The 22,197-nt window shown below is 71.0% G+C and carries 15 protein-coding genes; 10 read left to right on the top strand and 5 right to left on the bottom strand.

What is annotated here, in order from left to right; genetic code table 11:
• Positions 1-9 precede the first annotated feature (9 nt).
• The 7 genes from OHB23_RS16365 to OHB23_RS16335 all read left to right on the top strand — a co-directional run bounded on the left by OHB23_RS16365 (position 10) and on the right by OHB23_RS16335 (position 10,257).
• A complete protein-coding gene (locus OHB23_RS16365) occupies positions 10-1,482 on the top strand; it encodes a nitrate/nitrite transporter (RefSeq protein WP_373425225.1) in 1,473 nt (490 codons plus the stop codon).
• Positions 1,479-3,644, top strand: a complete 2,166-nt coding sequence (locus tag OHB23_RS16360) for a molybdopterin oxidoreductase family protein (protein ID WP_328809908.1) — start codon at positions 1,479-1,481, stop codon at positions 3,642-3,644. The genes OHB23_RS16365 and OHB23_RS16360 overlap by 4 nt, the downstream gene beginning before the upstream one ends.
• Positions 3,641-5,209, top strand: a complete 1,569-nt coding sequence (locus OHB23_RS16355; RefSeq protein WP_328809907.1) for an FAD-dependent oxidoreductase — start codon at positions 3,641-3,643, stop codon at positions 5,207-5,209. Before OHB23_RS16360 ends, OHB23_RS16355 begins: the two co-directional genes overlap by 4 nt.
• A gap of 47 nt (positions 5,210-5,256) precedes the next feature.
• Positions 5,257-7,770 (top strand): nitrite reductase large subunit NirB, encoded by a 2,514-nt coding sequence (nirB, locus tag OHB23_RS16350; protein ID WP_328809906.1) that lies wholly within the window; start codon positions 5,257-5,259, stop codon positions 7,768-7,770.
• 101 nt (positions 7,771-7,871) lie between these two features.
• A complete protein-coding gene (nirD, locus tag OHB23_RS16345; protein ID WP_328809905.1) occupies positions 7,872-8,327 on the top strand; it encodes a nitrite reductase small subunit NirD in 456 nt (151 codons plus the stop codon).
• The gene (locus tag OHB23_RS16340) at positions 8,327-9,532 is read left to right on the top strand and encodes a uroporphyrinogen-III synthase (RefSeq protein ID WP_373428391.1); all 1,206 of its coding nucleotides are present in this window, start codon (positions 8,327-8,329) and stop codon (positions 9,530-9,532) included. The genes nirD and OHB23_RS16340 overlap by 1 nt, the downstream gene beginning before the upstream one ends.
• On the top strand, positions 9,529-10,257 hold the full coding sequence (locus tag OHB23_RS16335; RefSeq protein ID WP_328809904.1) for a sirohydrochlorin chelatase: 729 nt from the start codon (positions 9,529-9,531) through the stop codon (positions 10,255-10,257). The genes OHB23_RS16340 and OHB23_RS16335 overlap by 4 nt, the downstream gene beginning before the upstream one ends.
• On the opposite strand, the gene OHB23_RS16330 is transcribed toward OHB23_RS16335, so the two are convergent.
• Both OHB23_RS16330 and OHB23_RS16325 read right to left on the bottom strand, forming a co-directional pair.
• Complete coding sequence (locus tag OHB23_RS16330) at positions 10,199-12,010, bottom strand: NTP transferase domain-containing protein (protein WP_328809903.1); 1,812 nt, start codon at positions 12,008-12,010, stop codon at positions 10,199-10,201. The two genes, OHB23_RS16335 and OHB23_RS16330, sit on opposite strands and share 59 nt — an antisense overlap.
• Before the next feature lie 33 nt (positions 12,011-12,043).
• Positions 12,044-12,178: a hypothetical protein gene (locus OHB23_RS16325; RefSeq protein WP_261769634.1), complete on the bottom strand. Its 135-nt coding sequence runs from the start codon at positions 12,176-12,178 to the stop codon at positions 12,044-12,046.
• Between the two features lie 75 nt (positions 12,179-12,253).
• Between OHB23_RS16325 and yczR the strand changes: the two genes are divergently transcribed.
• Positions 12,254-13,735 carry an aminotransferase-like domain-containing protein gene (gene yczR / locus OHB23_RS16320; protein WP_056447838.1) on the top strand — a complete coding sequence of 494 codons (1,482 nt, stop codon included), beginning with the start codon at positions 12,254-12,256 and terminating at the stop codon, positions 13,733-13,735.
• A 7-nt stretch (positions 13,736-13,742) separates the two neighbouring features.
• On the opposite strand, the gene OHB23_RS16315 is transcribed toward yczR, so the two are convergent.
• Complete coding sequence (locus tag OHB23_RS16315; protein WP_027506835.1) at positions 13,743-14,045, bottom strand: MGMT family protein; 303 nt, start codon at positions 14,043-14,045, stop codon at positions 13,743-13,745.
• Positions 14,042-14,863, bottom strand: a complete 822-nt coding sequence (locus OHB23_RS16310) for an alpha/beta fold hydrolase (protein WP_328809902.1) — start codon at positions 14,861-14,863, stop codon at positions 14,042-14,044. The genes OHB23_RS16315 and OHB23_RS16310 overlap by 4 nt, the downstream gene beginning before the upstream one ends.
• A gap of 112 nt (positions 14,864-14,975) precedes the next feature.
• Between OHB23_RS16310 and OHB23_RS16305 the strand changes: the two genes are divergently transcribed.
• A complete protein-coding gene (locus OHB23_RS16305) occupies positions 14,976-18,365 on the top strand; it encodes an ATP-dependent helicase (RefSeq protein WP_328809901.1) in 3,390 nt (1,129 codons plus the stop codon).
• Positions 18,362-21,718 (top strand): ATP-dependent helicase, encoded by a 3,357-nt coding sequence (locus tag OHB23_RS16300; protein WP_328809900.1) that lies wholly within the window; start codon positions 18,362-18,364, stop codon positions 21,716-21,718. Before OHB23_RS16305 ends, OHB23_RS16300 begins: the two co-directional genes overlap by 4 nt.
• Here the strand turns inward: OHB23_RS16300 and OHB23_RS16295 are convergent, their stop codons facing one another.
• Positions 21,719-22,150 (bottom strand): DoxX family protein, encoded by a 432-nt coding sequence (locus tag OHB23_RS16295; protein WP_328809899.1) that lies wholly within the window; start codon positions 22,148-22,150, stop codon positions 21,719-21,721.
• Positions 22,151-22,197 lie beyond the last annotated feature (47 nt).

The following is a 22,197-nucleotide window of genomic DNA, read 5'->3' as shown; positions in this document are numbered from 1 at the left end:
AGGCCACTCGTGACCAGCTTGTCGGATACCGGCGCTGCCACGGCGCCCACCGGTGCCCCCGGTGCAGTCGCTCGTAAGCACCACATCACGAACTGGGACGCGGAGGACGTCGAGGCCTGGGAGGCCGGCGGCAAGCACATCGCCCGCCGCAACCTGATCTGGTCCGTCGTCGCGGAGCACGTCGGCTTCTCCATCTGGTCCATCTGGTCCGTGATGGTGCTCTTCATGCCGATGGCGCAGTACGGCATCGACCCGGCCGGGAAGTTCTTCCTGGTGGCCGTGCCGACATTGGTCGGCGCCATCCTGCGGATCCCGTACACGTTCGCCACCGCGAAGTTCGGCGGCCGTAACTGGACGATCTTCAGCGCCCTCGTGCTGCTGATCCCGACCGTGCTGACGTTGTACTTCATGATGAATCCCGCCTCGTACACGACGTATCTCGTCGTGGCCGCGTTCGCGGGTCTGGGCGGCGGCAACTTCGCCTCCTCGATGACCAACATCAACGCCTTCTATCCCCAGCGTGAGAAGGGGTGGGCTCTCGGACTGAACGCAGGCGGCGGCAACATCGGTGTCCCCGTCATCCAACTCATCGGGCTCCTCGTCATCGCGACGGTGGGCAACACCGCACCCGAGATCGTGTGCGCCGTCTACCTCGTCCTGATCGCGGTCGCCGCCGTCGGCGCGGCCCTGTACATGGACAACCTGGACAACCAGAAGACCAACGGCCGCTCCATGATCGACGTGCTGCGCTTCTCCGACTCGTGGTGGATCGCGTTCCTCTACATCGGCACGTTCGGGTCGTTCATCGGCTACAGCTTCGCGTTCGGGCAGATCCTGCAGATCAACTTCCTCGCCGGTCTGGCCGACGGGGGTGCGGTCACCCCGGCCATGCAGGCACAGGCCTCCCTGCACGCCGCTCAGATCGCGTTCATCGGCCCGCTCCTCGGTTCCCTGTCCCGACCGATCGGCGGCAAGTTCGCCGACCGCGTCGGCGGCGGCCGCATCACGATGTACACCTTCGTCGCGATGATCTTCTCCGCCGGCATCCTGGTCGCGACGTCGATGACGGACGACGCCACGGCAGGAGCGGCGACCGGATCGATGATGGTGTTCTACGTCGTCGGCTTCATCCTGCTGTTCGTGCTCTCGGGGCTCGGTAACGGCTCCGTCTACAAGATGATTCCGGCGATCTTCGCGTCGAAGTCGACGTTGCTGGTGGGGATGTCGGCCACCGAGCAGGCCGCGTGGTCCCGCCGGATGTCCGGTGCGCTCATCGGTATCGCCGGTGCGATCGGCGCGCTCGGTGGAGTGGGCATCAACCTGGTCCTGCGCGCGTCGTACTCGGGCGCGGAGAAGTCGGCGACGTCCGCCTTCTGGGTCTTCCTCGTCTTCTACGTCCTCTGCGCCGCGGCCACGTGGGCCGTGTACCTCCGCCGATCCGGCGCGCGTACCGCGAACGAGCAGGACGTGGTCACCGTATGACCGTCGCTGCATCCGTGCCGGAGACCCTTCGGCCACCGGCCACCCGAGCAGGAACGGCGACGCACTGCCCGTACTGCGGGCTGCAGTGCGCGATGACCGTCACCGGCACGGATGCAGCGAGCGCCGGGATCGAGGCCCGCCAGTTCCCGACCAACAAGGGTGGTCTCTGCCAGAAGGGGTGGACCGCCGCCGAGGTGCTGCGAGTGCCCGGCAGGCTCACCGCACCACTGGTGCGTGTCGACGGGGAACTCGTCCCGACGACCTGGGACGCCGCACTCGACGCGGTGGCCACGACGCTTCGACGCGTCCGGGCCGAGCACGGCGCCGACGCGGTCGGGATCTTCGGGGCGGGCGGGCTGACCAACGAGAAGTCCTACATGCTCGGCAAGTTCGCCCGTGTCGCGCTGGGCACGTCGAACATCGACTACAACGGGCGGTTCTGCATGTCGTCGGCCGCGGCCGCCGGCAACAAGTCGTTCGGAATCGACCGAGGACTGCCGTTCCCGTTGGCGGACATCGGTTCCGCGCGGGCCGTGCTGGTGCTGGGCGGCAACGTCGCGGAGACGATGCCCCCCTTCGTGCAGCATCTCCGGACCGCCGCCGACGCGGGCGGGCTCATCGTCGCCGACCCACGGCGCACCGCGACGGTGGACCGGGCGCTGTCCGCCGGCGGAGTGCACCTGCAACTGTCGCCGGGCACCGACCTGGCACTCGCGCTGGGCCTGGTGCATCTGGCGGTGGTCGAGGGGTACGCCGATCGCGACTACATCGACTCACGCACCGAGGGTTTCGACGAGTTCTGGACGGCGGCGGCGCAGTGGTGGCCGGAGCGGACCGAGCGCGTCACCGGCGTTCCCGTCGCTCGCCTGCGGGAGACGGTGCGGTTGCTGGCGCAGTCACGGGACGCGGGTACGGGCGCCTACGTGCTCACCGCCCGTGGAGCCGAACAGCACGCGTCCGGAACCGACACGGTCTCGGCCGTCATCGGACTCTCTCTCGTGCTGGGGCTGTGCGGACGACACGGAACCGGATACGGCTGCATCACCGGCCAGGGCAACGGACAGGGCGGACGCGAGCACGGGCAGAAGGCGGACCAGCTTCCCGGATACCGCAAGATCACCGATCCCGCAGCGCGTGAACACATCTCCGCCCTCTGGGGTATCGAGGAGTCCGCACTCCCGGGTGCGGGACTGAGCGCCTATGAACTGCTCGACGCCCTCGGCACCCCCGGTGGTCCCCGCGCGCTCATGGTGCACGGCTCGAACATCGCCGTCTCGGCCCCGCGGGCCGGTCACGTCGTCGATCGGCTCGCCTCACTCGAGATGCTCGTCGTCACCGATTTCGTGCTCTCCGAGACTGCCGCGATGGCCGACGTGGTGCTGCCGACGCTGCAGTGGGCCGAGGAGGAGGGCACCATGACCTCTCTCGAGGGCCGCATCCTGCGCCGGCGCAGGGCCGTGGACGCTCCCGAGGGCGCGCGCGGGGAGCTCGACATCCTCGCCGATCTCGCCGTTCGCCTGGGCCAGCCCGCCGACCGCTTCCCCCGCGACGCACGGACGGTGTTCGAGGAGTTGCGCCGAGCGTCCCGCGGTGGCATCGCCGACTACTCGGGCGTGACCTACGAGCGTCTCGACGCCGGGGATGCGCTGCACTGGCCGGTACCGTCGGAGACGCACGGCGGCACACCGAGACTGTTCCTCGATCGTTTCGAGACACCCACCGGGCGAGCGCGTTTCGTCACGGTCGACCAGGTCGGGCCCGCAGAACCCACCGACGCCGACTTTCCTCTCCTCGCGACGACGGGGCGGGTGCTCACGCACTACCAGTCCGGTGCGCAGACCCGGCGCGTGCCGTCCCTGTCGGAGGCGGCAGGCCCGATGTTCGTCCAGGTCCACCCGGACACCGCCGGTCGCGCGGGGCTCGAGGACGGCGACGACGCGGACGTCGTCTCGCGCCGCGGAACGGTCGTCGCCCGCGTGCGGTGCGACGCGTCGATGCGGCTCGACACGGTGTTCCTGCCGTTCCACTTCGCCGATGCGGCGCGCGCCAACCTCGTGACCAACCCGGCACTCGATCCCACCAGCCGGATGCCCGAGTTCAAGGTCTGCGCGGTGCGCATCGCCGCGCACCTGGTCGGCGCGACGGACGGGGAGACGGCATGAGTGCACCTCATCGCGTCGTCGTGGTCGGGAACGGCCTCGCCGGTGCCCGGTTGCAGGAGGAGATCCACCGACGCGACGCGGATGCGGCCCGCGTCCAGGTGGTCGTCTACGGCGACGAGAATCACGCCGCGTACAACCGCATCCTGCTCTCCAACGTGGTCGCCGGGCACCTGACCCCGAGGGACACTCGAATCAAGCCCGAGAACTGGTGCGAGCGCAACGGTCTGGAGACGCACATCGGGGTCGCGGTCACGTCGATCGATCGCGAGCGGCGCACGATCACGCGCTCGGACGGGTCCACGGACACCTACGACACGCTCGTCCTCGCCACCGGCTCGCGGTCCTTCCTGCCGCCCGCGCCCGGCATGACCGACGCGGACGGTCACCCCGCGGACGGTGTGGTGGCGTTCCGCACTCTCGCCGACTGCGACGCCATCACCGCAGCAACGGGACCCGGTTCCCGCGTCGTCGTGATCGGCGCCGGGCTTCTCGGCATCGAAGCCGCACGCGGCGCCCTCATGCGCGGATCGGACGTCACCATCGTCCACCCCCGCGCGTATCCGATGGAGAAGCAGATGGACGCCGGTGGCGGCGCCGTACTGACCCGAGTGTTGCGAGAGCTGGGGATGGACGTGGCGCTGGGCGCTCGGGCCGAGGCTCTGCGTACCGCGCCCGACGGCGCGCGCGAACTCGTGTTGTCCGACGGCAGCGCGTTGCCCGCCGACCTGGTCGTCGTCGCGGCCGGGATCCGTCCGAACATCGACCTCGCCGTCGCGGCCGGGCTCGACGTCGACCGCGCTGTCGTCGTCGACGACGACCTGCGCACCTCCGACCCGCACATCCGCGCGATCGGCGAGTGCGCCCAGCACCGCGGTGAGGTCTACGGCCTGGTCCAGCCCGCCTGGGAGATGGCCGGGGTGGTCGCGGACCAGCTGTGCGGCAGCGCGTCCCGCGCCGAGTACCACGGCACCGCGCAGATCACCCGCCTCAAGGCGCACGACGTCGACCTCGCCTCGATGGGCGAGATCGACGTCGACCCGAACGACACCGAGTCCGAGGTCCTCGTCATGAGCGACCCCACCCGCGGCCGGTACGCGAAGGTCGTCGTCCGCAAGGACCGCCTGGTCGGCGCGGTGATGCTCGGCAACCCGGAAGTCGTCGGAACGCTCAGCCAGTACTTCGACGGCGGATCGCTGGTCCCCGTCGACCGTATGACCCTGCTGCTCGGGCACCTCGTCGGTGGACCCACCGAGAGCGCCAACCCGTCGACCATGCCCGACGCAGCCGTGATCTGCCGCTGCAACACCGTCACCAAGAAGCACTTGGTCAGCGCGTGGCGCGGCGGTGCCCACACCCCCGAGGCCATGGCCGAGAAGACCCGCGCCACCACCGGTTGCGGTAGCTGCGTGGGCGTCGTCGACGGCCTTTGCGACTGGCTGCACCGAGCGGATCCCGTCCCCGACAACGGCCGGCCTCCGGCCTTCCCGGTCCCCGACAACGACCGGCCTCCGGCCTTCCCGGTCCCCGACAACGACCGGCCTCCGGCCTTCCCGGTCACCGCATGACCGACCCGAGTCACACCACCCGTTCACCGTTTCCCGAGGAGATTCTCATGACCGACCAGACCGCTCACCGCACAGTCGTGGTAGTGGGACACGGAATGGTGGGCCACCGGTTCGTCGAGGCGCTGCGCGCACGCGACACGGCCGGCGAGTGGTCCGTCACCGTCCTCTGCGAGGAGGCCCTCCCCGCCTACGACCGCGTCGGGCTCTCGTCCTACGTCGGCGCCTGGGACCACAAGGAACTCGCGTTGGCGGGCAACGACTATGTCGGGGACACCGCGGTGACCCTGCGTACCGGCGTGCGGGCCGAGTCGATCGACCGCGACGCTCGGGTGGTCACCACCTCGGACGGTGCGGTGGTGCCGTACGACGCGCTGGTCATGGCCACGGGGTCCTACCCGTTCGTCCCGCCCATCGCGGGGCACGACCTCGATCGCTGCTTCGTCTATCGCACGATCGACGACCTGGATCGCATCCGCACCTGCGCCGACGCGGCCGGCCCCGGCGCGGTGGGAGTGGTCGTCGGCGGCGGCCTGCTCGGTCTCGAGGCCGCGAACGCCCTGAAGCAGATGGGCATGACGCCGCACGTGGTGGAATTCGCGCCGCGACTGATGCCGCTGCAGGTCGACGAGGGCGGCGGTGCGGTCCTGGCGAAGCTCGTCACCGAGCTCGGTGTCACCGTCCACGCCGGTGTCGGCACCTCGGCCATCGCCGAGAACGATCACGGCATCGACGTCACTCTGGCGGACGGCAGCGTCATCGACGCCGCCCTGCTGGTGTTCTCGGCGGGTGTCCGCCCGCAGGACGCTCTCGCCCGTACAAGCGGCCTCCCGGTCGGCGAGCGTGGTGGCATCCTCACCGACATCGGTTGCCGTACCGAGGATCCCGCGATCTATGCCATCGGCGAGTGTGCGGCCATCGAGGGCCGGTGCTACGGCCTCGTCGCTCCGGGGTACTCCAGCGCGGAGGTCGTCGCCGATCGGCTCGTCGGCGGTACCGCCGAGTTCCCGGGCGCGGACCTCTCGACCAAGCTCAAACTGCTCGGTGTCGACGTCGCCAGTTTCGGGGACGCGATGGGCGCCACCGAGGGCGCACTCGAGGTGGTGCTCAACGATGCCGCGAAGGGCACCTACGCCAAGCTCGTGCTGTCGGACGACGCGAGGACTCTGCTCGGCGGCATCCTCGTGGGGGACGCGTCGGCGTACGCGACGCTGCGCCCGCTCGTCGGCCGCGAACTCCCGGGCGATCCGGCTGCACTGATCTCGCCGAGCGGCGAGAAGCTCGGCGCCGGAGCGCTTCCCGACGATGCCGAGGTGTGCTCGTGCAACGGTGTGGACAAGGGGACCATCTGCTCGGCCATCGCTGCGGGCGCCTGCGACATCGCCTCGGTCAAGTCCTGCACCGACGCCGGCACCACGTGCGGTGGCTGTCTCCCCACGATCAAGCAGTTGCTCGCCGCGTCGGGCGTGGTCATGTCGAAGGCCCTGTGCGAGCACTTCTCCCAGTCGAGGCGCGAGTTGTTCGAGATCGTCGCCGGCGCGGGCATCCGCACGTTCTCCGGTCTCGTCGCCGCTCACGGCCGCGGCGCCGGTTGCGACATCTGCAAGCCGGTCGTGGCCTCGATCCTGGCGTCCACGTCCTCGGAACACATCCTCGACGGTGAGCAGGCTGCCCTGCAGGACACCAACGATCACTTCCTCGCCAACATCCAGAAGAACGGCACCTACTCCGTCGTGCCGCGGATGCCGGGTGGAGAGTGCACTCCCGAACAATTGATCGTCATCGGTGAGGTGGCACGCGACTTCGGTCTGTACACCAAGGTGACGGGTGGTCAGCGCATCGACATGTTCGGCGCGCGCGTGGAGCAGCTCCCCGCCATCTGGAAGCGATTGGTCGACGCCGGCATGGAGTCGGGTCAGGCCTACGGGAAGTCGTTGCGCACCGTGAAGAGTTGCGTCGGGTCCACGTGGTGCCGCTACGGCGTGCAGGACTCCGTGGGCATGGCCGTCGACCTCGAGAAGCGCTACCGGGGTCTGCGGTCCCCGCACAAGATCAAGTTCGGTGTGTCCGGCTGCGCCCGCGAATGCGCCGAGGCGCGCGGCAAGGACGTCGGCATCATCGCCACCGAGAGTGGCTGGAACCTGTACGTCGGCGGCAACGGCGGGCAGTCGCCGAAGCACGCGCAACTCCTCGCGTCGGGGTTGGACGACACCACTCTCGTCCGGTACATCGACCGGTACCTCATGTTCTACGTGCGCACGGCGGACCGCCTGCAGCGCACGGCGCCGTGGGTCGAGAGTCTCGAGGGCGGACTCGACCACCTGCGCGCCGTCGTGTGCGAGGACAGCCTGGGTATCGCCGCGGACCTCGAGGCCGCGATGGCGTCGCACGTCGAGGGCTACAGGGACGAGTGGCGGGGTGTGTTGGAGGACGAGACCAAGCTCGCGCGCTTCGTCTCGTTCGTCAACGCCCCGGAGGAGTCCGACCCCACCGTCTCGTTCGACGAGTCCGGTGCCCGCAAGGTTCCGGTCCTGATGGGGATGCCGTCCGTTCCGGTCGGGTGAGTGGCCGGGAAGGCCGGAGGCCGGCCGAGATGTGGCCCGTCATGTCGCCGTAACGGCCGAGTAACACCAGCCCCGTAGAACTGTCCCCAGGGAGGACCATCATGACTGTCATCGACTCAGCACCTCGCCATTCCACGACCATGACCAGCGGCGACACCGACGAGTGGATCACCGCGCTCGCACTCTCGGAACTCACCCCGGGTCGGGGAGTCGCCGTGTTGCTGCCCTCCGGGGCGCAGGTGGCGTTGTTCCGCACCGGCGACGAGGAGCTGTTCGCCGTGAGCAACATCGACCCCTTCGGACGGGCCGCCGTGATGTCGCGCGGACTGGTCGGGGACCGCGGCGGCGAGCCGACCGTCGCGTCGCCGTTGCTCAAGCAGGTATTCTCGCTGGTGGACGGCCGTTGCCTCGACGATCCGGACACGACCTTGGCGGTACACGAGGTCACCGTGATCGACGGCGTCGTCGCAGTGTCCGCCCAGCCCTCGGGCGCATCGACCCAGACCTCGGGCACATCCGTCCGGCCGAGAAGTGGAACGGAGACGACATCCCCGTGATCGATCAGCCGACCTCGTCCGACGCTCCCCTCGCGGGGTTCACCGTGGGCGTCACCGCGGCTCGACGCGCCGACGAACTGGCCTCGCTGCTGGTACGGCGCGGAGCGAACGTCGTGCACGCCCCGGCGATCAGGATCATTCCGCTGTCGGACGATGCGGAGCTCGGTCGTCGTACCCGCGAGATCATCGAGTCTCCGCCGGCTGTCACCGTGGCCACCACGGGCATCGGTTTCCGTGGCTGGATGGAGGCCGCCGACGGGTGGGGTGACGCCGAGGAGCTCACTCGCGCTCTCGAGGGCACCCGCATCCTCGCCCGTGGACCGAAGGCCAAGGGAGCCATCCGTGCAGCAGGTCTGCGCGAGGAGTGGTCACCGGAGTCCGAGTCGTCCGCGGAGGTGCTGGAACATCTTTTGGCGGAGGGCGTGGACGGCGTCCGCGTCGCGGTGCAACTGCACGGCGCCACCACCGAGTGGGAGCCGGTTCCGGACTTCTGCGAGGTGCTGCGGCAGGCCGGCGCGACGGTCATCCCGGTTCCGGTCTACCGCTGGGTGCAACCCGACGACTCGGCACCGATGGACCGCATGATCGAGGCCGTGCTGTGTGGTGACCTCGATGCGGTGACCTTCACCAGTGCCCCCGCCGTGGCCTCGATGTTGATGCGCGCCAAAGAGAACGGTGTGCTGGAACCGATGCTGCAGTCGTTCCGCGATCGGGTGCTCGCCGTGTGCGTCGGGCCCGTGACCTCTGCTCCGCTCGACGTACTGGGTGTTCCCACGACGGCGCCCGCGCGGGCGCGTGTCGGAGCTCTCGTGCGCCACGTCGCCGACGAACTTCCGCGTCGAGCGGGCATCGTCCGGGCCGGCGGTCACGAGTTGCGCGTTCTCGGCGCGTGCGTCGTCGTCGACGGCACACCCAAGGCTCTGTCACCCGCGGGCATGGCCGTGCTGAAGACTCTCGCTCGCCGTCCCGGACAGGTGGTCTCCCGCGAGGACCTGCTCGCCGCTCTGCCGGGTGGGGGCGGCGACACCCATGCCGTCGAGACGGCCATGGCGCGAGTGCGGTCCGCGCTCGGCGCACCCAGAGCGATCCAGACCGTCGTCAAGCGGGGATACCGCCTCGCCGTCGACGACAGCGCGGACGACCTGATCGACGCCGTGTCGAGTGTTCCGGGCGGCGGCCTCGGCCGGACGGGGGAGGCGTCGTGAGCGATCCTCGACTGGTCCTCGTCGCGCACGGCACGCGCAACCCCGCCGGCGTCGAGGTGATCGCCGCGCTGGCCGACGCCGTGGCTCCGCACGTGGGCCCGGTGCGGGTCGCCTTCGTCGACGTGCTCGGACCCACTCCGTCGGAGGTTCTGCGCGATGTCGACGGTCCCGTCGTGGTCGTGCCCGCCTTCCTGGCCTCGGGCTATCACGTGCACGCGGACGTGCCCCGCGAAATCGCCGAGAGCGGTCACGACGACGTCCACGTCACCCGCGCACTGGGCCCGGATCTCGACCTCGCGCGGGTACTGCGTGACAGGCTCGAGCAGATCGGATGGACGACCGGCGATCGCATCGTCCTCGCCGCGGCGGGCTCCTCCGACGTGCGGGCCCTCGACGACGTGCACACCGCGGCGGATCAGCTCGCCGCCGTCACCGGATCGGCGGTCACCGTCGCCTACGTCGCCACGGGCGAGCCGCGCGCGGCGGACCTGGTCCCCACTCTGAAGGCCACCGGGGAGAAGGTCTTCGTCGCCTCGTACCTGTTGGCGCCCGGCCTCTTTCACACGAGGTTGCAGTCCGCTGGAGCGGACGGTGTCACCGAACCGCTGGGGCTGCACGGGGGAGTGGTGCAGCTGCTCGTCGATCGCTACCGCGAGGGTGCCGACGTCATCTCTGCGGCAGCGGCACGATCTCGACGGGAGCGCCCGGACTCCGGCCTGCAGTGACGACGGCGATGCCGTCACGGCCCACCAGCGCGGCGAGATGTGCTGTACGCACAGAGCTCTCGCACCGCCAGGTACCCGCACCGAGGTAGGACGCGGGCAGGGCTCGAGTGACGTCACCGGCATCGACCTCGGTGGCCAGTGTTCCGGTCAGCGGTATCGGGACGGACCGTCCGGTCAAGGCCGCGGCGATGGCGGGCCCGAGCAGCATCACCGTGGTGACGGCGGCATACGGATTGCCCGGGACACCCAGGACCACGCGATGATCGGGCAGCTCCGAGACGGAGGCGGAACCGCCGGGGCGACAGGCGAGTCCGTCGACGACACGGTGTGCTCCGGCACGTCGAAGTGCGTCGTCCAGTCGATCCGCGGCGCCGCCGCCGGTCGCGCCGATGATGACGACGACGTCCGGCGGTGCGGAGTCCGCACCGCCGTGGATCGCCGCGTCGAAGGCATCGTCGGTGTCGGCGCAGTGCGCGACGTCGGCGAGTGCGAACCCGCACGACCGTAGGTACGTCGGCATGACCGGCCCGATGGTGTCGCGGATGCGCCCGGCCACCGGCGCGGTGTCGTCGCCGATCTCGTCGCCCGTGAGGACGAGTCGGACGGTCGGTGCGGGGCGCGTCGACGCCCGGATCACGCCGGCAGAGAGCGCGGCCGACACGACGGCGGGGGAGATGACGGTGCCCGCCGGCGCGAGTTCGCTTCCGCCGTCCCAGTCCTCGGCGACACTGCGGGCGTCGTCGCGCACGGGTGCGCCGTCCGACCGGTGGAGCAGACCGTCGTCGTCGAGAACGACGAACTCGTCGCGTACCACGCCCGCCTCCGCCGGAACCGCTGCGCCGGTGGCGATGCGCACCGCGTGGCCGGTGTCGAGGACGACGTCGTCGGTGGCGCCGGCGACCACCACGGCGTCGTCGACGTGCCAGGGTCCGTCGCCGCGCACGGCGTAGCCGTCCATCGCGGACGTGACGAAGCTCGGAAACGGGCGTGCGGCGATCAGCGGCTCCGCGAGCGTGCCGCCGAGGCTGTCGGCCAGGGACGCGGTACGAGGTGTGATCGCGGTGAGTCTGCTCCCCACGAGGACGCGCGCCACCTCGACGGAGGGGCGTCTCGACGCGGTGCGGACGGCCGCGAGTTCGGTGGGCGTGTCCACGTCGTCGATGCCGGTGAGCGCCACGGTGCCCACGACGTCCGGCAGGGCGTCGCGGATGGACGGGCCGCGCTCGGCGTCCGCCGGACAGCGTGCGAGCGCGGCGGTGACGCCTCGAACGAGGGCGTCGCGACGCCAGGCGCCCACGAGGTACTGGGTGCGACCGGTCGAGTCGGTTCCGAACACTGCTTCGACTGTCGTGTCTCGCAGCAGTTCTCGCACGAGCAGTCGGAGTGCAGGCTCGGTGATGTACGGCAGGTCGGCGGACAGGGTCAACACGACGTCGTTCTCCCGCGGACCGTCACCGTCGTCGACGGTGACGGCCAGCCCGGCCGCCAACGCACGTACCGGGCCTCCGAACGGCGGGTCCTCGCGGGTGCGGCGGACACGCCTCGGTCCGGGAGGGTTCGGCGTCGTGGTCCCCGAGGTCGCGCTGTCCGGTCCGACGACGACGGTGACGGTGCAGAACGATGTCGCTGCCACCACCCGATCGACGAGGGTGACACCGTCGACGAGTGCCGTCGGCTTGGTGGTTCCCTGCATCCGTGAGCTGCGTCCGCCGGCGAGTATCAGCGCGTCCGTGCGCGCTGTGCGTCCCGACATGTGATCCACAGTAGTGGAGGCGACGCGGCAGCCTCATCGACCGGTGGTGGACACGGGCCGACTGCGCGGTGGGCCCTCGAGAGAGTGGCGACCGCCGCCCGCGACGGCGACGGCGCCGAACCCGATGCTGAGAGTGGACAGGGCCAGAAGTGTTCCGATGACGATCATGGACAGAGTCTCGACCGGCGAGAGGCCTGGTGGAGCAGTCCACTGGACTCGAGTGGACTGTGGCATAGTGGCGGCATGGCATCCACTCCCGCACGGCTGCGCGACGGGTTGTCGGCGCGCGCACTCGCCGCCGCGATCGACATGACCGCCGTCGCGCGGGACAGTCGGTCCCTGTACCTCGGACTCGCGCAGGAACTGCACCGTCTCGTCGAGGAAGGCGCGGTGGCCGCCGATGCCCGCCTGCCCGCGGAGCGCGTCCTCGCGTCGGTGCTGGGGGTCAGCCGTGTGACGGTCGCGTCGGCCTATCGCGAACTCCGTGAGCACGGCATCGCGGTGTCGGTGCACGGGGCAGGCACCTTCGTCGTTCCGCGCGGGGACAGTCAGCCGTGGGGCGGCATCCTGCGCGGCACCCAACCGGGCGTGCTCGAATTCGTCAACGCCGCGCCGCCGGCCTCGGCCCTGCTGGGACCCGCTTACGACGCTGCTGCCCGCGCGCTGAGCACGACGGGCCTGCACGTCGGCTACGTGCCCACCGGTGTGGGCCGACTGCGCGAGGCGATCGCCCGGTACTACTCCGCTCGCGGGCTCCCCACCAGCGCCGACCAGATTCTCGTGACCGCTGGCGCCAGCGATGCATTGCACGCCGTGATCGACACCTTCGTCGAACAGGGCAATCGTGTGCTGACCGAACACCCGACCTACCCGGGCGCCATCGACATGGTGCGAGCCGTGGGTGGCAAGTGTGTTCCGGTGGCCATCGATCCGGATGATCCCGACACGTTCGTGGAGAACATGGACAGGGCTGCGCGGCAACATGATCCGGTACTGGCCTACCTGATGCCCGACCACTCCAACCCGTCCGGAGCGGTGTTGCCCGAGACGTCCCGGCGTCGGCTCGCGGCCACGCTGCATCGGCACGCCGTGGTGACCGTGGTGGACGAGGCGTCGGCCGACCTCCGTCTCGACGGCGACGCCGACGTCGAGCCGTTCGGCGCACCGGTCCCGGACCGCGCCTGCATCACGGTCGGATCGTTGAGCAAGACCGTCTGGGGCGGGCTGCGGGTGGGGTGGGTGCGCGCGGACCCGGTGCACCTGGCGCGCGTGGCCACGACCTACGCGAGGCGGCAGCTCTCGGTGTCGATGATGGATCAGTACACGGCCGTGGAACTGTTCGGCGAGTACGACGCGGTGGTGACGCACCGCGCCGATCAGCTGCGGGCGGGTCGCGACGCGGCGATGGCGGCCGTGACGCGGTCGCTGCCGGGCTGGACCTTCCACCGGCCGCGCGGCGGACTGTCGCTGTGGTGCACATTGCCACCGGGTGTCCGGTCGACGGACCTGGTGGAATCGGCCCGCGGGCGCGGACTGCTGCTCGCCCCCGGGTCACGCTTCGGGACGGGATACGCCTTCGACGAGTGCCAACGCATCCCGTTCTCCCGCAGCCCCGAGGAGATCGAGGACGCGGTCGCCGTCCTGGCGGAACTGGTGGGAGCGGGAGTCGATGCCGGGCCCCGCGAGAGCGTTCCGTCGCACGCCGTCCCCGAAGCGATGGTCTGACACTCGATCAGGGCTCGTGGCGGTACCGGACCGAGGCCAGAGCGATGCGGCCGTCGACGGACGACACCCCCTCCTCGGCCAGCGCCGCGAGCTGACGTGTCACGAGGTGGGGAGCCGGGCGGCCGTCGGCACGGATGACCCGGTGCCACGGCAGATCGGAGGAGTCCGTCCGCATGATCCACGCGACGATGCGTGGGCTGGGCAGTCCGACGACCCGGGCGATGTCGCCGTACGTGGTGACACTGCCCGGGGGGACTGCGGCCACGACGGCGCGCACGGCCTCGACCTGTTCGTCGGTGATGCGGCTCATGACGTCGTCACGCGTCGGATCATCTCGTCGACCAGAGCGGCCGATTCGGGACCCTTCGCCTGCGGCACCATGTGGTCGCAGTCCAGGTCGACGATCCGCACGTCCGGCGACGAGCGGACGAGTGCGTCCCGGAACTCCGGTGTGAGGTACGGCGGGTCCACCCGCGCGGCGCGCACGACGGTGACCGGAATGTCACTGGGCGGCAGCACGAACGGGCGCGCGAGCTCGCCCCACGACGCGACGACCGCGGCCGTCGACGTCCGCCATCGCACTCGCCCGTCGTCGGTGTCCACCAGGTGTTCGGCGATCTCCTCGTCGACGAGAGCCGGGTGGACGTCGGACCACGCGCCGTGGAGCTTCTCCGAGCGTGCCTCCGCGGCATCGGTGTAGTCGTCGTACAGCACCGTCGACTGCGCCGTCTCCAGCATCGAGTCCGGCGACAGGCCGATGGCGGGATCGAGCAGCACCAGTCCCGCGACGAGCGACGGGAACGACCTCGCGAGATGGATCGCGAGCGCGCCCCCGTAGGAGTGGCCGACCACGACGACGGGCCCGGCCGAGTGGGCCCGTAGGACGTCGGCCAGCCGATCGACCTGGCGCTCGATCGACCACGGCGGAGTCCACGGTGCCCTGCCGTGACCCACCAGGTCCGGAGCGACGACGCGGGCCTCGGGCAGGTGCTCGCTCCACCGATGCCAGCGCCTGCCGTGGCCGGTCATGCCGTGGATCGCCAGGACCACCGGTCCGGACGCCGGGCCGTACACGGCGACGTCGTCGGCATCCGTCGTGGAGGCGGAGGATTCGGAGGTCGTCGGCATGGGGTCTCCTGAGCGGTCGAGTGTCGACGCGGTGGCGGAACCGAGTCGGTGTCGGAGAGTGGGCTGTGTGGGATCTGGGGCTGTGTCGGACTCCCATGATGCAATGCGCCTCATGAACGACGACGGCGCGGGCACCACCGGAGACGCGGCTGTCACCCGTGGCGGTATCCGGCTGGTGCGCCGGACGCACCGTGTCGCGCAGGTGCGCACGTGGCCGCAGGAGTGTGCGCCGCTGGTCGCGCCGAGTGAGCCCGGCGACTCCCGGCCGTGGCAGGTTCTGGGCGGTCCGGGCACCGGGAAGACCGCGCTCGTCGCCGATGTGGCGGTGGCGCGGATGACGGCGCCGGGAAGCGATCCGGAGTCGGTCCTGGTGCTCACGCACTCGCGTCAGGCGGCCGTCGACATGCGCGAGCAGATCACCGCCGGGCTGTTGGGCGTGTCCTCCGAGCCCCGCGCGACACGCGAGCCACTCGTACGCACGGTGCACTCGTACGCCTTCGCCGTGCTGCGGTTGCAGGCGTCCGCCTACGGCAATCCGCCGCCGCGTCTCCTCACCAACGCGGAGCAGGACTCCGTGATCCGCGAGATGCTCCGCGGTGAGATCGCGGACGGCGCCGCCCGGTGGCCGGAGCGCGTGCGCCCGGCGCTCGGACTGGTGGGCTTCGCGTCCGAGCTCCGTGATCTCGTCCTGCGCGCCGCGGAACGCGGGCTCGGTCCGGAGGACTTGATCGCGTGGGGGCGAAAGCACTCTCGGCCCGAGTGGGTCGCTGCGGGCAAGTTCGCCGCACAGTACGAACAGGCGATGTTGCTTCGAGGATCGGTCGGCGTCGAGACTCCGGAGGCCACGTCGCCCGGGCTGGACGCGGCCGAGCTCGTGGGTGCAGCGCTCACGGCGTTCGCGACGGATCCGGACCTGCTCGTCTCCGAACGCCGCCGCATCCGCCACGTGCTGGTGGACGATGCCCAGCACCTCGATCCGCAGGCGGCCCAGCTGGTGCGGCTGCTCTCCGCCGGTGCGTCGTCCACCGTCGTCGCCGGCGATCCCGATCAGGCGGTCTTCTCCTTCCGCGGCGCGGACGCACACTTCCTCACCGATCTGGACGACGGGCACAGTGGTCGTCGCGTCGTGTTGTCCCGCAACCACCGTTCGGACTCCGGTGTCGGCTCGGTGCAGCGGGCGATCACCGCGCACCTGTCCGGTCGGGTCGCACACCGTGTCGGCACGCAGTTCCGCGACGACAGGGCGGAGGACGAACACCCGTCGGCCGAGGAGGAGACCCGCGCGGTTCCGCCGGTGCGGGTGGTCGTCGCGTCCTCGACGGCGAAGGAGGCCACCGCCATTGCCGACACGTTCCGCCGCGCGCATCTCGCCGACGGCGTGCCCTGGTCGGAGATGGCCGTCGTCGTCCGCTCCGTTCCGCGGTCGCTGCCGTCCCTGCGTCGCGCGCTGCACGCCGCGGGGGTGCCGGTGGTGTCGTCCGCCACGGCCGTGCCCCTGCATCGGCACCGTGGTGCGGCTGCCCTACTGCTCGCGATGCGTGCGGTCGCCGCTGCCCGGTGCGCACCCGAGCGGTCGGCGGCGGTGTTCTCCGACGACGCTGCGTTGGCATTGCTCGAAGGTCCCATCGGAGGGGCGGATCCGCTCGCCGTCCGCAGACTGCGTCGTGGGCTACGGCGGGGCGACGTGGCCGAGGGCGGCGAGCGGGACTCGTCCGTGCTGCTGCGCGCCGCGATGATCGGCTCCTCGGTCGACCCGCTCGTCGCACGTCTGTCCGACGTCGAGAAGGCACCGCTCACCCGCGTCCGTGCCGTGGTCACGGCCATCGCGAAGGCAGTGGGCCCGGCCGGTCGCCGCGTCGAGGACGCACTATGGGCCGGGTGGCGTGCCACCAGGCTCGAACGCCGGTGGGTGGCGTCGTCCGCCCGGGGTGGGCCTCTCGGCGTGCAGGCAGATCGGGATCTGGACAGCGTCGTCGCGTTGTTCGACGCCGCGGCCGCGTACGTCGACGCACTCCCGCGCGGCACCCTGGAGGGGTTCGTCGAGTACGTCACCGACCAGGAGGTTCCCGTGGGCGACGGGCGGCGTCCCGCGATCGTTCCCGACGCGGTGCGGATTCTGAGTGCCCATGCCGCGGTCGGGCGCGAGTGGGACGTCGTCGCGGTGGCGGGCGTACAGGAGGGACTGTGGCCCGCGCTGCGCCCGCGCGGATCGCTGCTCGGGGTCGAGGCCCTGGTGGATCTCGCCGCGGGTGTCTCCGACGGCGATCGCGAGTTGGACGATCGGGTCTCGCGGACCGCACCGTTGCTCGCGGAGGAACGTCGCCTGTTTCTGGTGGCGTGCAGCCGCGCACGGTCGAGCCTGCTCGTCACCGCCGTCGACTCGGTGACCGGTGGCGCGGACACCGTGCGGTCGAGGTTCGTGGACGACCTGCTCGCGTCCGATGCCGTGCGGTACTCGGACGTCGACGAGAGCGACTCCGGTGCCGGCCCCACCGCGCCTCTCGGCCGGGTGCTCGCGTTGCCCGCTCTGGTCGCCGAGCTGCGTGCGGTCGTGTGCGACCGTCGTGTCGCGGAGAACGACCCCGACCGCCGTGCGCGCGCCGCACGGCACCTGGCGCGACTGGCGCGGGAAGGGGTGCGCGGCGCCCACCCGGACGAGTGGTACGGGCTGTCCGGAACCAGTACCGAGATGCCGCTGTGGGATCCGGCGGACGGGCCGGTGTCGTTGTCGCCGTCCACGGTGGAGGTGCTCACCGCGTGCCCGCTGCGGTGGGCGCTCGAACGCAACGGGGGCACCGACGGTGACACCGTGCACGCGGTCACCGGAACGCTGGTGCACACGCTGGTGCAGGCAGTGGCCGGTCGGGTGCCGCCGGACGAGGTGCGCAGAGAGCTGGAGAAAGCCTGGGTGGCAGTCGATCTCGGATCTGCGTGGTTCTCGCGCAAGGAGCTCGCACGTACCGCCACCATGATCGAGACGTTTCAGGAGTGGATGTCACGCTCACGCGGCGAGCTGACGGAGGCCGGTGTCGAGGTGCCGGTGGACGGGGTGTTGGAACCGCGCACGCCGGACGAGCCCGCCGTCGCGCTGCGCGGACGGATCGATCGGCTCGAACGTGACCCCGACGGACGACCCGTGGTCGTCGACGTCAAGACCGGTAAGAACGCGGCGACGGCCGCGGCGACGGCCGAGCACGCGCAGCTCGCGACGTATCAGGTGGCACTCGCCGCCGGTGCGGTCGAGGGCGAACCGGCCGGCAGTCCCGGCGGCGGGCGGTTGGTCTACGTCGCCAAGCCGCACACCAGGACCGGTGCCACCGAACGAGCGCAGGCAGCACTCACGGGGGAGACCCTCGAGCAGTGGCGCACCGTCGTCGTCGACGCGGCGCGTGCCACGCGGGGCCCGGTGTTCGAGGCTCGCGTCAACGACGGCTGTCGGCACTGCCCGATAGCGTCGTCCTGCCCGGCACAGGACAGAGGCAGGCAGGTGACCGAAGGATGAGAGACGTGGCCCGAGTGAGCCCCGCCGAGGTCGCCGTCGCTCTCGGCCAGTTCCCGCCCACCGACGAGCAGTCGGAGATCATCGCGGCTCCGCGCGGTCCGTTGCTGGTCGTCGCCGGCGCCGGTGCCGGCAAGACGGAGACCATGGCGGCGCGAGTGGTCTGGATGGTGGCCAACGGTCTGGTCCGGCCGGAGGAGGTGCTGGGCCTGACCTTCACGCGCAAGGCCGCCCAGCAGCTCACCACGCGCATTCGCCAACGGCTGGCCCGATTGGCCGGGTCCGACCTGCTGCGGCGTCTCGATCCGTCCGGTGAGCTGCGGCGCACCGTCCTGTCGGGCGAGCCCGAGGTGAGCACGTACCACTCGTACGCGGGCCGACTGCTCCAACGCCACGGCATGGTGCTGCCGCTCGAACCGTCCACGACTCTCGTGTCGGAGACCGAGCTGTGGCAGCTGGCCCACCGCGTGGTGGCCGCATGGGACGGCGACGTCCCACTGGACCGGGCACCGGCGTCGATCACGGAATCCGTGCTCGCCCTGTCCGGTCAGCTCGCCGAGCACCTGGTCGAACCGGGCGACCTGGGTGAGGCCCACACCGAGCTCGAGAAGCTGATCCACCATCTGCCACCGGGCCCGAAGCAGAAGAGCGGCGGTCCCACCAAGGACCTGCTGGGCATACTGCAGGTGCAGGAACACCGGCTCGATCTGCTGCCCCTGGTGGCGCGGCTCCACGAGGTCATGACCCGTGACGGACTGCTCGACTTCGGGCGGCAGATGTCCCTGGCCGCCCGTGTCGCGGCGGACCACCCGGACGTGGGCCGCGACGAGCGCACGCGGTGCCGGCTGGTGCTGCTGGACGAGTACCAGGACACCGGTCACGCGCAGCGCGTCCTGCTGTCCTCGCTGTTCGGGGGTGGCCGTGACTCCACTCTGACGGTGACGGCCGTCGGCGACCCGATGCAGTCGATCTACGGCTGGCGCGGTGCGTCCGCCGCGAACCTTCCCCGGTTCGCTACCGACTTCCCACGCTCGGCGCGCTACCCGGCCCCGGTGCGTCAGTTGTCGACCAGCTGGCGCAACCCGCCCGAGGCGCTCGCGCTGGCCAATGCGGTGGCTGCCCCGTTGCGCATGCGCGGTGTCGCGGTGGACGAGTTGCGCGCGCGTCCCGGTGCGGTGCCCGGCGATGTCCGGCTCGCGCTGACCACCACGGTGGACGACGAGCGCCGGTGGATCGCCGAGGCGATCGCGCGGGAGTACCGCACGGCGCGGGAGGACGGGCGCACTCCGCCCACCGCGGCGGTCCTGGTGCGGCGCAACGCCGATGCGGGGCCGATGGCCGAGGTTCTGCGCGGCGCAGGCCTGCCCGTCGAGGTCGTCGGACTCGGTGGGCTGCTCCGGACGCCCGAGGTCGCCGACCTCGTGGCGATGCTGCGGCTGGTGAGCGACCCGCTGGCCGGCAGCGCCGCCATGCGCGTTCTCACCGGCTCGCGCTGGCAACTGGGTGCCGCCGATCTGCGTGCCCTGTGGAGGCGAGCGCGGGAGATCGCGGCGCACACCGGCCGCGGGCGGACGGGCACGGTCACCGACGCCGAGGAGTTGGGGCGCGCGCTCGAGGACGGCATGCCCGGGGAGCGATCGGAACAGTCCGGGCTGGTGGACGCCCTGGCGGATCCGGGCGACCCGTCGCGCTACTCCGAGGCGGGACATCGGCGCATCCTCGCCCTCGGCGGGGAACTGCAGTCACTGCGCCACCGGCTCGGTCAGCCACTTCCCGATCTGGTCGCCGACGTCGAGCGAGTGCTCGGGATCGACGTGGAGGCGGGGGCACGTCGTCCGTCGGGGGACGCGGGCGGGCGCGAGCATCTCGACGCCTTCGCCGAGGTGGTCGCGGAGTACGGCGATCAGCAGACGGCGACTCTCACCGGGCTGCTGTCCTTCCTGTCCGCCGCCGAGTCCGTGGAGGACGGCCTCGCGCCCGGCGAGGTCGACGTCGACCCGCACCGGGTGCAGGTGCTCACCGTGCACTCCGCCAAGGGTCTGGAGTGGGAGGTCGTGGCGGTACCGCACGTCTGCGAGAGCGTGTTCCCGTCCACCAGGTCGTCCGCGTCCTGGTTGGGCTCGGTGGCCGAGCTACCGCCGTCCCTGCGCGGTGACAGGGCGATTCCGGGTGACGACGCCGGGGGCGTCCCCGTTCTCGATCTCGAGGGCGCGACGCACCGCGGCGACATCGCCGACGCCGTCACCGAACACAAGGCTGCGCTCGCACGTCGCCGACTCGACGAGGACCGACGGTTGTTCTACGTCGCCCTCACGCGCACCGAGCGGGTGTTGCTGGTCTCGGCGCACCACTGGGCTCCCGGCGCCTCGTCGCCGAAGGGTCCCTCGTCGTTCCTCGCCGAACTGCACGGCCTCGTCGAGACCACCTCGGCGATCGGCGGCGCGGAGATCGGGACCGTGCAGCACTGGGAACCCACTCCGCCGGACGGAGCCGACAACCCCTACGCGACAGTCGAACTGACGGCACTCTGGCCGGCCGATCCGCTGGGTGCCCGTCGTGAGGACGTGATCATGGGGTCTGCAGCCGTGCGCGCCGCACTCGTCGAGTCGGCATCGGTCGAGGAATCGTCGTCCGAGAATCCGGACGACGACGATCCCGACGGGTGGGCGCGTGACGTCGAACTGCTTCTCGCCGAACGTGATGCGGTGTCGCGGCCGGAAACCGACGTCGTCGTGCCCGACACCATGTCGGTGAGCCAGGTGGTCCACCTCGTCGCGGATCCGGACGCCCTGGCATCGACGCTGCGGCGACCGGTCCCGTTCGCGCCCAACCCCTTGGCGCGTCGCGGCACCGCGTTCCACGCCTGGGTCGAACGACGCTTCGGGGCGACCCGCCTGCTCGACCTGGACGAGCTGCCCGGCGCGGCGGACGGCGCCTCGGCCGCCGACACGGACCTCGAGGAGCTGCAGCGTGCGTTCGACGCGTCACCGTGGGCGTTGCGCAGTCCCGTCGAGGTGGAGGTCCCGTTCGAGACGTCGGTCGGTGGAGTCGTGTTGCGGGGACGGATGGACGCCGTGTTCGCGGACTCCGACGGTGGCTGGACGGTGGTGGACTGGAAGACCGGCGCGCAGCCGACACCGGCCGAGGAACGTGCGGTGGCGATCCAGCTCGCCGCCTACCGACTCGCCTGGGCGGAGCTGATGTCGGCGACCCGCTCCGAGCCGGTGCCCCTCACCACGGTGCGGGCGGCCTTCCACTACGTGCGATCGGGAGTCACCGTGTCTCCGACGGATCTCCCGGACGCGGAACGGTTGGCGGAGATCATCTCCACGGCGGGCGCGGACCCGGCGACGTGATCAGCGCGCGTCGCGGTACACCCTCCAGGACTGCGTGATCAGCGGGATCTGCAGCGGCAGTCGAGCCACGACCCCCACCTTCATCGCGGTCGAGGTCTTCTCGCTCTGCAACCACGACGCGGCCATCTGCAGGTTGGCCGGGAACACGGCCACGAAGAAGGCGGCGGCCGCGGCGCCGGCCAGGCGACGAGTGCGGGGAACGATCAGTCCGGCCGCCAGTCCGAGCTCCGCCACTCCCGACACGTACGTGTACGTCCGCGGTGATCCGGGGAGCACGTGCGGCACCTGGGAATCGAACGGCGCCGGTGTGACGAAGTGCAGGACACCGGCTCCGCCGAGGAGGACCGCGAGTCGCTGCGCCGCCCTGTCCGCCGCCCGTCGGCGCGACGGGAGTCGAACGGAATCGAGCAGCGGCAGGGTACGGAGCGTCATGGTCGCAGCCTGCACCATCGTCTGCTCGTTGCCAACAGGACGGTGGA

The organism is Rhodococcus sp. NBC_00294 (assembly GCF_036163995.1).
Classification (GTDB): domain Bacteria; phylum Actinomycetota; class Actinomycetes; order Mycobacteriales; family Mycobacteriaceae; genus Rhodococcoides.
Note: the sequence above shows the minus strand (reverse complement) of the source record. Positions and strands in the feature narration are given on the sequence as shown.

Excerpts from the sequence above, each read along its gene's own strand:
- OHB23_RS16325 (WP_261769634.1), bottom strand. The coding sequence starts at position 12,178 with ATGATCGTCATCGGAACACTTCTGGCCCTGTCCACTCTCAGCATCGGG.
- OHB23_RS16355 (WP_328809907.1), top strand. The coding sequence starts at position 3,641 with ATGAGTGCACCTCATCGCGTCGTCGTGGTCGGGAACGGCCTCGCCGGT.
- yczR (WP_056447838.1), top strand. The coding sequence starts at position 12,254 with ATGGCATCCACTCCCGCACGGCTGCGCGACGGGTTGTCGGCGCGCGCA.
- OHB23_RS16315 (WP_027506835.1), bottom strand. The coding sequence starts at position 14,045 with ATGAGCCGCATCACCGACGAACAGGTCGAGGCCGTGCGCGCCGTCGTG.
- nirD (WP_328809905.1), top strand. The coding sequence starts at position 7,872 with ATGACTGTCATCGACTCAGCACCTCGCCATTCCACGACCATGACCAGC.
- OHB23_RS16360 (WP_328809908.1), top strand. The coding sequence starts at position 1,479 with ATGACCGTCGCTGCATCCGTGCCGGAGACCCTTCGGCCACCGGCCACC.
- OHB23_RS16310 (WP_328809902.1), bottom strand. The coding sequence starts at position 14,863 with ATGCCGACGACCTCCGAATCCTCCGCCTCCACGACGGATGCCGACGAC.
- OHB23_RS16300 (WP_328809900.1), top strand. The coding sequence starts at position 18,362 with ATGAGAGACGTGGCCCGAGTGAGCCCCGCCGAGGTCGCCGTCGCTCTC.
- OHB23_RS16295 (WP_328809899.1), bottom strand. The coding sequence starts at position 22,150 with ATGACGCTCCGTACCCTGCCGCTGCTCGATTCCGTTCGACTCCCGTCG.
- nirB (WP_328809906.1), top strand. The coding sequence starts at position 5,257 with ATGACCGACCAGACCGCTCACCGCACAGTCGTGGTAGTGGGACACGGA.
- OHB23_RS16330 (WP_328809903.1), bottom strand. The coding sequence starts at position 12,010 with ATGTCGGGACGCACAGCGCGCACGGACGCGCTGATACTCGCCGGCGGA.
- OHB23_RS16305 (WP_328809901.1), top strand. The coding sequence starts at position 14,976 with ATGAACGACGACGGCGCGGGCACCACCGGAGACGCGGCTGTCACCCGT.